The organism is Chryseobacterium sp. BGA-UO-ETr-SB22, from assembly GCF_059567885.1.
In genome coordinates this window covers 714,131-727,426 of sequence record NZ_JCAQOV010000004.1, presented here as the reverse complement: position 1 = coordinate 727,426, position 13,296 = coordinate 714,131, and the positions used below count along the sequence as shown (strand labels likewise).

11 protein-coding genes are annotated in these 13,296 nt (G+C 34.9%); 8 read left to right on the top strand and 3 right to left on the bottom strand.

Annotated features, from left to right (window positions below; translation table 11 throughout):
• Positions 1 to 14: 14 nt before the first annotated feature.
• The gene (locus AC57AW_RS07130; protein WP_496351332.1) at positions 15 to 3,059 is read right to left on the bottom strand and encodes a SusC/RagA family TonB-linked outer membrane protein; all 3,045 of its coding nucleotides are present in this window, start codon (positions 3,057 to 3,059) and stop codon (positions 15 to 17) included.
• A gap of 329 nt (positions 3,060 to 3,388) precedes the next feature.
• On the opposite strand from AC57AW_RS07130, the gene AC57AW_RS07125 reads away from it, so the two are divergent.
• Positions 3,389 to 4,465, top strand: coding sequence for a phosphatidylinositol-specific phospholipase C1-like protein (locus tag AC57AW_RS07125; RefSeq protein WP_496351331.1), 1,077 nt, complete (start codon positions 3,389 to 3,391; stop codon positions 4,463 to 4,465).
• Positions 4,466 to 4,593: 128 nt separating this feature from the next.
• Here AC57AW_RS07125 and AC57AW_RS07120 read toward each other — a convergent pair whose 3' ends face one another.
• A complete protein-coding gene (locus AC57AW_RS07120) occupies positions 4,594 to 6,384 on the bottom strand; it encodes a metallophosphoesterase family protein (RefSeq protein WP_496351330.1) in 1,791 nt (596 codons plus the stop codon).
• A gap of 74 nt (positions 6,385 to 6,458) precedes the next feature.
• Positions 6,459 to 7,265: a hypothetical protein gene (locus AC57AW_RS07115; RefSeq protein WP_318847783.1), complete on the bottom strand. Its 807-nt coding sequence runs from the start codon at positions 7,263 to 7,265 to the stop codon at positions 6,459 to 6,461.
• A 346-nt stretch (positions 7,266 to 7,611) separates the two neighbouring features.
• On the opposite strand from AC57AW_RS07115, the gene AC57AW_RS07110 reads away from it, so the two are divergent.
• The 7 genes from AC57AW_RS07110 (at position 7,612) to AC57AW_RS07080 (ending at position 13,294) form a co-directional block, all read left to right on the top strand.
• Positions 7,612 to 7,812, top strand: a complete 201-nt coding sequence (locus tag AC57AW_RS07110) for a hypothetical protein (protein ID WP_318847782.1) — start codon at positions 7,612 to 7,614, stop codon at positions 7,810 to 7,812.
• Between the two features lie 56 nt (positions 7,813 to 7,868).
• A complete protein-coding gene (locus tag AC57AW_RS07105; RefSeq protein ID WP_496351329.1) occupies positions 7,869 to 9,506 on the top strand; it encodes a tetratricopeptide repeat-containing sensor histidine kinase in 1,638 nt (545 codons plus the stop codon).
• A gap of 10 nt (positions 9,507 to 9,516) precedes the next feature.
• On the top strand, positions 9,517 to 10,179 hold the full coding sequence (locus tag AC57AW_RS07100) for a DUF5932 domain-containing protein (protein WP_318847780.1): 663 nt from the start codon (positions 9,517 to 9,519) through the stop codon (positions 10,177 to 10,179).
• Positions 10,180 to 10,296: 117 nt separating this feature from the next.
• The gene (locus tag AC57AW_RS07095) at positions 10,297 to 10,962 is read left to right on the top strand and encodes a response regulator (RefSeq protein ID WP_318847779.1); all 666 of its coding nucleotides are present in this window, start codon (positions 10,297 to 10,299) and stop codon (positions 10,960 to 10,962) included.
• Between the two features lie 376 nt (positions 10,963 to 11,338).
• Positions 11,339 to 11,677 (top strand): YegP family protein, encoded by a 339-nt coding sequence (locus AC57AW_RS07090; protein WP_318847778.1) that lies wholly within the window; start codon positions 11,339 to 11,341, stop codon positions 11,675 to 11,677.
• Positions 11,678 to 11,682: 5 nt separating this feature from the next.
• Positions 11,683 to 12,753: a type I restriction endonuclease gene (locus AC57AW_RS07085; protein ID WP_496351328.1), complete on the top strand. Its 1,071-nt coding sequence runs from the start codon at positions 11,683 to 11,685 to the stop codon at positions 12,751 to 12,753.
• A gap of 13 nt (positions 12,754 to 12,766) precedes the next feature.
• Positions 12,767 to 13,294 carry an SH3 domain-containing protein gene (locus AC57AW_RS07080; protein ID WP_496351327.1) on the top strand — a complete coding sequence of 176 codons (528 nt, stop codon included), beginning with the start codon at positions 12,767 to 12,769 and terminating at the stop codon, positions 13,292 to 13,294.
• Positions 13,295 to 13,296: the final 2 nt, after the last annotated feature.

Below are 13,296 nucleotides of genomic sequence, written 5' to 3'. Positions count from 1 at the left end.
TCTTTTAACTTAAATTAAAACTTAATAGTAGCTCCCAAAATGAACGTTTTTGCAGACGGATAGGTTGTGTAATCAATTCCCAACGACTGATTTCCCTGCACTTGCTTGTTGGTGTCAACAAGCGGATCGTAACCAGAATAACTGGTAATGGTCAATAGATTCTGTGCACTTACATACAGATTGATACTTTTCAAAAATTTCAATTGATTCATGTCAAAAGTATACCCTAGTCTTACATTGCTTAAACGAATAAAGTCTGATTTTTCAAGATATAAAGAAGATAACTGCGGCTGATTGGCAAAGCTTGCCCCTGAATCATAATATTTCTTCAATACGTTTCTGTCTGAAGCTAAATTGTTGATATTCAAATCCAACGCAGTGTTATTTACTAAGTACCCTCCCGTTTGACCAATGAAAGAGAATGCAAAATCAAACTTCTTGTATTTCATATAAGAATTGATCCCGAAAGTGAAGTTAGGAATAGCACCTTCGAAAATCTTTCTGTCATTCGGGTCAATCTTTCCGTCTCCGTTCAAATCTTCATATATATATTTTCCGTTGGCATCAATTCCTAAGTAATTGTACATGTAGAAAGATCCTGCTTCATACCCGTTTCTGTAGATATTGGCGGTAACGCCTGAGAGTCCTGGCCCTGAAACTTCACCGGAATTAATTCCTGAAACCGGAAGATCTTTCACCACATTATTTACTGTAGCTCCATTGATATCAAGATTCCATGTAAAGTTTTCGTTTTTAATAATTTCTGAACCTAAAGAGAATTCAAAACCTTTATTAACGATCTTTCCGTCAGCATTCAGCCAGACAAAATCTGTAGGACTTAACGGAGTGGAAGGAATAAACAATATTGGGTTTTTGGTTGTCTTGTTATAATATTCCAATGAACCGTATAATTTATTACTGAATAGGCTGAAATCCAAACCAACATTCGTTTGTGCTACAATTTCCCACTTCAGATTAGGATTGGGTGTTCTCACCACCTGAACTCCATTGATCAGATTTAAGTTATCATATAAATAATATCCTGCACTTTGTGATAACAGATAACTTGCTTTTGTAATTTTGTTGAGAACTTCCTGATTTCCGGTTTCTCCCCAGCTCCCTCTTAGTTTCAACTCGTTGATAAATGAAACATCTTTCAGAAAGTTTTCTTTTGAAATGGTCCAGCCTGCAGCAACTGATGGGAAATATCCATATTTATTGTTATCTCCAAAACGGGTAGAACCATCAGCTCTTAATGAAGCTGTTAAGAAATATTTTTTATCAAAATTATAATTTACCCTTCCGAAGTAAGACTGCAGTTCATTTTCCTGAGAAGTTCCCGGCTGCGGAATAAACACATCTCCGGAATATCCAGGGTTAATTTCCGGCGAAATCCCCGCTCCCTGATTAACAAAGTTTCTTACACCAAGATACGTAGCAGTAGCTTTAAATTTCTGATAAGAAAAACCTCCTAATACGCTGAAATTATGCCTTTTTAAACTAAGATCATAGGTTAAATAATGCTCCAAAAGAATATTATAAGAATCCAGATTGGCCTGTGAATAGATTCCTTTCGGGCTTCTGTCTGTAATGTTCGGGAACATGGTTGTATTTCTTTCCGATAAACTTCTGTCAACCCCTAAATTAAATTTATAATTCAATCCTGGTAAAATTCTCAGCGTTGCCTCAGTATTTCCTAATACTCTGAAAGTATTCGTTTTATCTTCGTAAACACTCAATAAATACAATGGATTGTAGTGAGCGTTCATATTGAAATTGGTATAATTTCCGTTTTGATCATAGACAGAACGCGTAGGATTCGCCATTAAAGCATGGATAATAAGCTGCCCGTCAGACCCGGCATTTCCTCCGTTTGGAATTCCTGTTTCTCTGATATCACTGGCAGTAAGATTTAACTTAACCTTTAGTCTTTTGTTATCAAAGAAAGACTCTTCAGCATTCAGACGGGCTGTAGTTCTTTTAAAACTGCTGTTCAGGACAATACCATCCTGGTCCATATGAGAAAGAGAAGCAAAATAATTTCCTGTTTCTGTAGCTTTTGAGAATGAAACGGAATGATTGGATGAAACGGCATTCCTGTAGATTTCGTCCTGCCAGTCTGTATTTCCGCCATGGTCATAAGATTTATCTATGCCTGCAGCTCTGTATTGATCCGCAGTCATTAAGTCTAATTTCTTAATCACTGAAGAAAAGCCCAGATACGTATCATACGTAAACATTGGCTCTCCCTTCTTCCCTCTTTTTGTTGTTACCAAAACTACCCCGTTTGAACCTCTCGCCCCATAAATGGCCGCAGCAGAAGCATCTTTCAAAACCGTAATGGATTCGATGTCACTTGTATTCAAAAAGTTAAGCGGATTCTTTGCGGTTGTATTCCCAAGTCCTACATTTGGACTTTGTGCACTTACAGGATCATTATTCAGAGGAATGCCGTCTACAACGAATAAAGGTGTACTTCCGCTTCGGATGGAACCGATACCTCTGATGGAGACATTTACTCCTGCTCCAGGTTCCCCACTCGACTGAACGATACGGACACCGGCGATTTTTCCCTGCATCAGGTTATCCACGGAAATATTCATTCCTTCTTTGAAGTTTTCGGCTTTCAGCTGGCTTACCGCTCCCGTTAAATCAGATTTTTTCTGAGAACCGTATCCTACCAGAGTTACCTCTTCAATGGAAGTTGAACCTTTTTTTGATTCTAATTTTACGGAAACCGAAGTACTGGAAATTTTCACCATCTGCTCTCCATGTCCGTCATAAGAAATGGATAAGGTCTGCCCGATATTGGCCGAAATTGAAAAATTCCCCAATGCATCGGTAGAAACAGTATCTCCGGTTTCTACAACCGTGACTTTTGCGCCTTCTACCGCTGATCCGTTCTGATCTGTTACATTTCCGGAAATGGTTTCGTTTACCTGCGAAAACACAGGATAGTTTGAAGTAAATCCTTTAGCATCAGCTTGGTGGGCCACCAAAAAAATTAATGCAATCGGGATTAACTTTTTAAACTTAAAAAAATTAATTTTGTGGTACATATCAATAAGTAAAGTAATTGCAAGACGTTACATTGCTTATCAAAAAGCCGCTGTTGTTCCCGCAACAGTGGTTTTCTTTTCAGGCAACGGTTAGTTTTTATTTCGGCATACAAAGTAAAAGGATCTACCACAAATCTATTTTAACATAATATTATCTTAAGGTCAACAAAATATAAATATCTCAATTTGAGATATTACAAACTCACTATATATCAAATATTTATACGCCTCTATTTTTTCAATATTCACAAAATTTTAAAAATTACTTAACATAATATATAAATCATCCCAACAAAGACTCCTTAATTTTGCATGTAAAATGTATCGAAATGAAAAAGGCTGTTTTTCTTGGAATCTGTTTATCTTCATTCAACCTGTTTTGGTCACAATCTCGGCAATTTGATGAATTAAAAATCAATGAAATTCAGGTTATTGGCTCCCACAATTCTTATAAAAAAGCCATTCTGCCTGAAGTTTACGCTTATTTGTTACAAAAAGACACTCAGAACTCTTTACCGAAGATTCAATATGAACACATTCCTATTCCTGAGCAGCTGGATCTTGGACTTAGAAATCTGGAAATTGATGTCTATGCAGACAGTAAGGGAGGAAAATATGCCCATCCTAAAATTCTTGATCTTGTAAAGACCAACGAATCTTTTGATCCTGAAGGAAAAATGAAAAAACCGGGTTACAAAATGATTCACATTACAGATATTGATTATCAGACATGGTATTATACCCTGGAAGAATGTCTGAAGGATTTGAAAAAATGGTCTGACAAACATCCTGATCACGATCCTGTTTTTATAACGCTCGAACCTAAAGATGGAAAGGCCAATCAATTCGGAACCGAACCGGAGCATTATACAAGTCCACTTTTTGATGATCTGGACAATGAACTGAAAAAGTACCTCGGAAAAGAGAAAATTATTACACCTGATGATATCAGAGGATCTTATAAAACGCTGAACGAAGCCGTTGTAAAGAAAAACTGGCCGAAAGTAAAAGACGTAAAGGGAAAATTCCTTTTTGTAATGGATAATAACGGAGAAAACAGAGATCTGTACGCCAAAGATCATCCTTCATTGAAAGGCAGGATGATTTTCACAAATTCTGCACCGGGAACTCCTGAATCGGCTGTTTTGTTCATGAATGAACCGAAGAAAGATGATACAATGATCAAAGACCTGGTAAAAAAAGGATATATCATCCGTACCAGAGCTGATGCAGATACAATGGAAGCCCGAAGCGAAGATTATTCAAGGTTTGAAAAAGCAAAGGAAAGTGGTGCACAGATCATTACAACGGATTATTATTATCCCAGCAAACTATTTAAGTCTAATTATAAGGTAAGTTTTGACAACAACACTTATGAAAGAAAGAATCCTTTGACAGGAAAGTAGTCCTGTTTTGCTGTTAGATTTATAATTGAGGAGGCTGTCCATGGACAGCCTTTCTTTTGTTTAAACACTAATTCTTTTCACAAATGCCACAAATATCTCATTGAATCCAAATGGAGGGTTATGAAGTATTATAACTTTATTATTTCCTTCTTTTTCAAATCTATTTCAAAATGATCTGCCGGATCTCCGTTAGAAAGCAGTGAAAGGATTTTAAAAACAGATTGCAATTGCTTAATAAATAAGTTGTCTTTCGGGTCATTCTCCTGATATAGTTTCTCCAATATCTGATACTGCTCTAGCCTTTCTTTGGGAATATCTCTTTTCGCCAGCTCATCTGCAGATTGAAATTTATATAAATCCAACAGCAAGTCATCAAAAGACCATTTTTTAAAGGATTCGGGCCTTATTCTTTTTTCTTTGAGCTGATCTTTATTTTGAATAAGCAGCAGGAGACCTTCTCCATTTAAATTTTTAGTTTTATCAATAAAATCTACTGGCCAGTCATCGGGAATCATTCTTAGCCGAACCAATTCTTTTAAATGAAAAAGCATAAAATCATGGTAGGATTTTGTTTTTAAAATGTCTTTATTCCAAAGTATTTTGGCTGTATCATGCTGTAAAGTTTCATATTCTTTTTCATATAAAGGAAACAATTCATCAAACCGCGGAACATCATTTACAACTTCGGTTTCTACTTCCATCCTATCGGGAGACTGTATGGTCAAAATTTTATAAGCGGGTAGATAAGCCGCCAATGACGGAACCTGAACGTTTACCAAAACACCCTCATCCATTTTTCTGATTCCTGTATCATTAATGTGCATATGTCCTGCAAAATGAATCTGCAAACCTGATTCAGCAAACACTTTTGCGACTTCTTCCTGAGGGACACGTTCCAACTGCCATTTTTTTTCCCCCAACAGGTTTTTAATTTCGCTGGTTGCCCCATCATTGAAATCAATCATCGGATAATGGGTAAATGCAATCAGAGTTTTGTTGTTTTTCTTTGCTTCATCAGCAACCTTCCTTACCCATTGTATCAAATGCTGTTTGTTGATCAGTACACTATTATAACCAATGCTTGCTCCTTTATAATTAGATGCATTCTCAGGGTTTTCGCTGATATTTTTCGGAACATAGGTATTGCCATCAATAGCAATCATCCAGACATCCTTCACGGGCTCAACAACATAACTTAAATCCGGAACAGAAAAACCTTTGGCTACTTCATACATTCTTTTGGAATAGCCTGCCAGCCTCAACCCTTTTTCGTAAGAATAATCTTTAAATGAGCCATGATCAAAAGGGGTACTCCAGTACAGGTCTTCTTTTTTAGGATAAAAACCAAAATCTTTCAATTCATTCAAAATTTCAAGATATCCGGACTCTGCAATATCTTTTGTAATCACTTTATCCGTTGATTTTCCAATATTCTCCTTACTGTAAATTCCAAGCGGCTTTCCATTCTTCCCAAGAAAATCATCCTTCCCTCCATCGTTTCTGAATGGTCCAACTGGATCGTGGTTTCCTGTTGTCAGGTAAAAATTAATCCCATATTTCTGGTGATACTGTTCTAAAATTGTATGAAGCCCGCGAAGGTTATAAGCCTGCCCATCATCGGAAAAATCACCGGGCATGGCTACAATTTTAATTCCATTGGCCGCAATATCATCTAGTGCTTTAAGAAATGCAAAATAGTTCTCATTGAAAATTCTTGTGGAATGCAACTGAGAATCCATCGTTCTCAGGATCGTGGGTTTTCCCGTTTTAGGATTCATAATTCCTTTAAAATCATGATCCGAAAAACTTCCATACAAATCCTGGAAATGTATGTCGGATAGAAAAGCAATCTGTACAGGTTTTTGCGCCTGAAAAAGGGCAAATACAAAAAATAATAGGGCGAATATTCCTTTGCTCATCTTAAAATAACACGAAATTAAGCGAATTGCTGTGGAATTGTTTTAATTGAATTTTAAATAATTGTGAAGGAAGATCATTCTCCTTTACCATAAGTTAAGATCATATGTCTCGTTGCATCTCTCAAACTTTTACCATTACCAGGGTTTATTCCATCCATTGTAAAAAACTCTACCGCATTATCATATTTTGTATACCATGAATTACCTAATCCGTTTTCTACTGTCAAGGTATCTGGTCTGGTAATTCTCTTAAAATATTTTAGTTTGACAGTATCAGCTGGTAATAACTGATGCTTGGGATTTTTATCATCACAAGATGTTAGTTTATATTCATCTCCGTCCCAATACATACATTGATTATCTTTCCCAGGCATTTTTAAACCACCATTTAAACTTGCAAATAAAACTAAGACAATCACACCTATTCCCATTCCGTTTTTTGCCATCTGCGGAACATTAAAAACAGGTGTGTTCGTAATGTTTATAATTATTCTAGAAAGCCTTTCTGACAAAGAATCTTCATCATTTCCAATTCTCATTTCTATCTGAGTCTCTCCATGATCTCTTCTAATTATATAATTCTCAGAAAAATCTTGAAAATTATCATAGCCCACATACCAACTTAATTGGTCTAAAGTAATAGCGTCAATAGGATAGTCTTCATTTTCATTTATCAATCTCTTATAATATCTCACAAAAGTTCTTCCATCTTTGGAAGACTCAAATTTCTCCTCTAGCTTCTGACTTAAAAAATCGAATACAGTACTATAACTGTCTGTTTCAATTCCAAGTTCTTTTTTTGCGGTTTTATATGCTGCTTTTATGAGCAATTTTCTTTTCTCAAACATACAATTTCCATAATGGATTAATATGCTGTCCAAATTAGACACATTTTAGACATTACAATTGCGGTTTCCCGTAAAAAACAGCATTTTACAAGGTTTTGCTTGTCCACTCGCTGTCTTACATAAGACAACGCACTATCGGATATTTGTAAAAGAAATCAGGGACAAAAAATAAAAAGAAAATCAAAATCCTGATTTCAAAAATCACCAGATAAAACGGAGGAAAACTCCGGGTTGGGAAGCAGATGTTTCTCCTCCGTTTTTGAAGGTTCACTTCCCAAAAAATTTAGAAGCGCTTCAATTTTTTTTTACCGTATAACACTGTCTGCGATCTGCTTCGCAGGGAAGAATACGAATGCTTTAACAATAAATTTTTTGAAAAATGATCCAATTTATTTTAATGCTATTAGGTTTAGCATTCTCAAACAATACAGCAAATGCAACAACAGCAAATGATAATAACCCAACTACTGAAACCGTTCAACCTCAAAGTGGTGCTTCAGATCCAGGAGGATCTACAGGGGAAAGTGGGGGAAGCGATACAGGAGGTGAAACAGGACAAATCATACCTCCAAGAAAATAACAAAGAAAGCGAAAGAATTATCTTTCGCTTTTTTTATTAAATTTGAAAAAAAACCATTGAAAACTCATATAACTTTTCTATTAATATTATTCCTTCTATTTTCTTGCTCAAGAAAAAAACCATCAGTAACCGATCGAATAAATTACGATAAGGGTTATGATTATTTAGAGGCATCAAAAAAAGACAGTGCATTTAAATATTTAAATAAGGCAAAAGATGATTTTATTCAAAAAGGATATCCTTCTTATGCTGGAAATTGTTTAGTATTTATGGGAGTAATCCAATGTGAAGCAGGAGATTTCTATGGAGCGCAAGAAACAGCTTTATCAGCTATTAAATTTTTAGATACAAAAAAGGATTCGGTAGAACTTGTTTCCAATTACAATAACCTTGGTGTTTCTTGCCAAAAATTAAAAGATTATAAAAGAGCTGCAGAATTTTACACCCAGGCTGCACTATATGCTCAAAATCCTATTGAACGATTCACTCTTCTTAATAATAAGGCCGTTTCATTTGTATATTTGAGAGATTACGATAAGGCAATTAATATTTACAACAAAATTTTATCCTCTTCTAATATCGATAAAGACTCTGTCATTTTCTCTAAAGTTTATGATAACCTTGCCTTTGCAAAATTTCAACAAAATTCTAAATATAATGCCGAATATGAACTGAACAAAGCCCTACATATACGAGAAAGCATAAAAGATACCGATGGACTAAATGCCAGTTTTTCTCACTTAACTGAATACTTTGAGAATCGCGATCCAACAAAAGCTCTTTTTTATGCAAAAAAAATGTTCCAGACCGCTTCAGTTAACAATAGCCCTGATGATAAATTAGAAGCCCTCCAAAAAATAATACAATTAGAAAAACCTGAAAATATAAAAACAACTTTCAGGCAATATCAAAATTTGAAGGATAGCTTAGAAACAGCCAGAAATAAGTCTAAAAGTCAATTTGCTTTAGAAAGATATGATTCTGAAAAACTAAAAAGAGAAAATGTAGAAAAGGATAATAATATTCTAAAACTTTTGATTGGAGTAGTGATATTAATTGTTGCAATCATATTTATTATAATTGGTTACAGAAGAAGACAATTAAAATTAAAACAAGAAAAAGAAATCGAAGTTAAAAACACCCAGCTTAAAATGTCTAAAAAGGTTCATGATGTAGTTGCCAATGGGATTTACCAGGTGATGACAAAGATTGAAAACCAGGAAGATTTCGACCGGAATAAAGCGCTAGACGAACTGGAATTTGTGTATGAAAAATCCAGGGATATATCCTATGATAAAATTGGAGAAGAAAAAGAATTCAGTAAAGTAATTTCAGAACTTATTGCTTCTTTTAATAATGAAACGGTAAAGACTTTTACAGCTGGAAACAGTCCTGAAATTTGGGAATCCATTTCTGCTACAGTAAAAGAGGAAGTTTACCAAATGCTTCGCGAACTGATGGTGAATATGAAAAAACACAGCCATGCCAGCCATGTGGCCGTGAAGTTTGAAAAAATAAACAATATGGTTGAAATTCAATACAAAGACAATGGGATAGGAATTTCCGGTGATCTTGTATATAAAAATGGGTTACGCAATACGGCATCCCGCATTGAGGCAATTAACGGAACGATTACTTTTGACACGAAAATTGAAAAAGGGCTGAAAGTAAATCTTTCTTTCCCTATCTCCTAAACATAAAACCATGTTCAAAAAAGTTTTAATCGTCGAAGATCAGGAAATAATGAACCAGGGAATCCTGAATACAATAAAAGAATTAAACATCCCTGATTTTGAATATGTAACATATTGTGATGAAGCTTTAGGCAGAATCAAAAAAGCTTTGGAAATAGAGCGTCCTTATGAATTGCTTATCGCTGATCTGTCGTTTGACAAAGACCATATTTCCCAGAAGCTTCGTTCCGGACAGGAGCTTATCTTTGAAGCAAAAAAAGTTCAGCCCGGATTAAAAGTAGTGGTATTTTCAGTAGAAAAGAAAGCTAAAGCAATTGATGATCTTTACAAGTTATATCAAATTAACGGATTTGTAAGCAAGGCAAGGCATGATGGAAAAGACCTGAAAAGTGCAATACGAAGAATTTTTAATGGAGAAATCGTCATTCCACAAGAAGTTCTGAATACGATGCGCCATGTTTCTTCTGAGTTTAACATGTATGATATGAAATTACTTGAGATGCTTGCCAAAGGACTAAAACAAAGTGAAATAAGTACCTATCTGAAAGAACATCGAATGACACCTTATGGCATCAGATCTATTGAAAAAAGATTGAATGAACTTAGGGATAGTCTCGGTGCAAAAAACAATATTGAGATGATTGTGATCTGCAAAGATATTGGCCTGATCTGATGATCTCTGCTGAAAAGGTCATTTTTTCTTACGCTTTACGTGAAACCGTAATGATGAAAAAATAAATGAATATACTTTTGAGGTCTTAACCTATTTTTAAAATTAAACCGTATAACCATGTTCAAAAAAATTTTAATTGCCGAAGATCATGAAAGCATCAACATTTCCGTTCAGAAAACCCTTGAAGAACTGAATATACCAACGGTAGATTATGTATATTACTGTGATGATGCTATAGGAAAAATTCAGAAAGCATTACGGGAAGAGTATTCTTATGACCTCTTGATTACAGATTTGTATTATGAAGATGATCATCACGAGCAGAAACTTAAAGATGGAAAAGACCTCATCAGAAAAGCAAAGGAGATACAGCCTGATTTGAAGATCATTGTATTCTCGGCCGAACATAAAACGGGAGTCATAGAAAATCTTTTCTCAGATTACCAAATTAATGGTTTCGTTCGTAAAGCAAGAAACGATTCAAAAGATTTGAAAAAATCTATTGCAGCTGTATACATCGGGGAAAATTATTTATCTTTTGATCTGAAGGAAGATATGAAAAAGTTCAACAGCTATGAATTTTCTACATTTGACATCACCCTCGTCTCCCTTCTTTCCAAAGGAATCTTACAGAAAAATATTCCTATACATCTAGAAGAAAGAAACATTAAGCCAGCCAGCCTGAGCAGTGTGGAAAAAAGATTAAATAGCCTGAAAGAAGACCTTCAAATAAACAGCAATGAGCAGCTGGTAGCCTTCTGCAAGGACATCGGGATCATATAAAACATAATTCATTTCACTTACAACCTTTCAATTTTTTTGAAAGGTTTTTTTATTTTTTCCCCATTTTACGGAAACCCGTAACGGACCAAAATTTAATGCTCATATTTTTGGACTGTTAAACAATAAACAATTTTTATTATGAAAAAGGAATATTACCTTAATAAAAATCAGCAGTCAAATGGAGACTATGAAGTGCATGAAAGCTCATGCCAATTTTTACCATCTTCTGAAAATAGAATTTATTTAGGCAGTTTTTATACTTGTCAGGAAGCAGTAAATGAAGCGAAAAGACGATTTCCAATTCAAAGAAACAATATCAACGGGTGTTACTATTGTTCAAATGCATGTCATACAAGTTAAATAAGAAAAGCTAATCATGGGAAAATTCATAATCACTCAAAGAGTTAACAAAGAATATCAGTTCAATCTGAAAGCCGGAAACGGTGAAATTATTCTAACCAGCGAAGGATATGTTCAGAAAGCATCCTGCCAGAAAGGAATAGAGTCAGTAAAAGTTAATTCACAGGATCTTTCAAGATACGACAGAAGAGTTGCAAAAAACGGAAAAGATTATTTCGTTTTAAAAGCAAGAAATGGTGAAATTATTGGAAACAGTCAAATGTACAGTTCCAAATCTGGAATGGAAAACGGTATTGCTTCCGTAAAATCAAATGCTCCGGCAGCAGAAATCGTTGATGAAACGTTAAAAAACTAAAAACTATGGATCTTAAAATTAAACTTGAGCAGCTGTATCAGAAAGTAATCGGTCTTAAAGACAAGATAGGAACAGAAGAAGCTACAAAAAACGCCTTTGTAATGCCTTTCATACAAATCCTTGGTTATGATATTTTCAATCCTACTGAAGTAGTACCGGAGCACGTTTGTGATATTGGAACTAAGAAAGGAGAAAAAGTGGATTATGTGATCAAAAATAATGATGAACCCATCTTCATTATTGAATGTAAACACTGGAAAGAAAGTGCAGATGCTCACAATTCGCAGCTTCACAGGTATTATCATGTTTCTAAAACGAGATTCGGAGTTTTGACCAATGGGATTGTGTATAACTTTTATACGGATCTTGAAAAACCGAATATTATGGATGAAAAACCGTTCTTCACCATTAATATTGAGGATCTAAAAGACAGTTCTATTAAAATTCTGGAAAGTTTCACAAAGAAAGATTATAACCTGGAAAGTATTCTTGATTCTGCAGAGGCATTAAAGTACATCAAAGCCATCAGAAAAGAATTCGAAAAAGAAATCGAAAACCCGTCTGACGAACTGGTAAAACTTCTGGTGAATCGTTTCTTTGAAAAACCCTTAACAGCAAACAGAATGGCTTCTTTCAAAGAATATGCTAAAAAAGCTTTAACGACTTCTATTAATGAATCCATCAGCTTCCGGTTAAAGTCAGCATTGAGCATTAATGAACAAATTGAAAAAAGGGAAGATGAAGTAAAAACATCACAACCCATTGATGAAAATAATGATTCTAAAATTGTAACTACAGAGGAAGAGCTCGAAGGTTTTCAAATTGTAAAAGCCATTCTAAGGGAGAAAATTCCATCTTCAAGAATTGCTTACAGAGATACTCTTTCCTATTTCGGGATTTTATTAGATGATAACAACAGAAAGCCACTTTGCAGATTGCATTTTAATACAACCAACAAATATCTGGAGACTTTCCACAACGGAAAAGAAGCAGGAGAAAAGATTTTATTGAATACTCTTGATGAAATCTACAATTACAGAAATCAGCTTCATCTGACATTGGAAAACTATACCTAAAAAATAAATAACCATGAGAACTTTAATATCTTTCATAATACTGATATTCAGCCTATTTCTTTTAAATTCTTGTTTTAAAGCCAATGACAATGTAGGACACGGCGGAAGATGCACGGGGTCTGCCTATTGCACTGCATGCTCCAATTGCTCAAGATGCGGACATTGCAGTGGTGGTGGAACGTGTGGAGTTTGTGGAGGAGGCTCTTCCGGAAAGAGTTCATCATCAGGGAGATCCAGTAAAAAAAATAAGTCTGAAAAACACAATCCTTCTGATTCTTATAAATCCTCAAAAGCAAAATCCAGTAAACCACCAAAAGTATTTATTGATAACGTAAATGTAAACCTTAATTCTAATAACAGATACATTGCAGGACTCGAAAGCATCAATATTTATGAAAAGCCCACATTTAAGTCTAAAATATTAGCAGCGGTACCTAGAGATACCAAATTGATAAAGCTGGCAACAGAAGGCTCATGGTACAAAGTACAAGTTAAATCAAGTGGGAAAAAAGGATATATATTCAATAAAGACATAAAATAATC

Bases quoted from the DNA above. Each gene is read 5' to 3' on its own strand.
- AC57AW_RS07085 (WP_496351328.1), top strand. From the start codon at position 11,683: ATGGATCTTAAAATTAAACTTGAGCAGCTGTATCAGAAAGTAATCGGT.
- AC57AW_RS07125 (WP_496351331.1), top strand. From the start codon at position 3,389: ATGAAAAAGGCTGTTTTTCTTGGAATCTGTTTATCTTCATTCAACCTG.
- AC57AW_RS07110 (WP_318847782.1), top strand. From the start codon at position 7,612: ATGATCCAATTTATTTTAATGCTATTAGGTTTAGCATTCTCAAACAAT.
- AC57AW_RS07080 (WP_496351327.1), top strand. From the start codon at position 12,767: ATGAGAACTTTAATATCTTTCATAATACTGATATTCAGCCTATTTCTT.
- AC57AW_RS07130 (WP_496351332.1), bottom strand. From the start codon at position 3,059: ATGTACCACAAAATTAATTTTTTTAAGTTTAAAAAGTTAATCCCGATT.
- AC57AW_RS07100 (WP_318847780.1), top strand. From the start codon at position 9,517: ATGTTCAAAAAAGTTTTAATCGTCGAAGATCAGGAAATAATGAACCAG.
- AC57AW_RS07090 (WP_318847778.1), top strand. From the start codon at position 11,339: ATGGGAAAATTCATAATCACTCAAAGAGTTAACAAAGAATATCAGTTC.
- AC57AW_RS07120 (WP_496351330.1), bottom strand. From the start codon at position 6,384: ATGAGCAAAGGAATATTCGCCCTATTATTTTTTGTATTTGCCCTTTTT.
- AC57AW_RS07095 (WP_318847779.1), top strand. From the start codon at position 10,297: ATGTTCAAAAAAATTTTAATTGCCGAAGATCATGAAAGCATCAACATT.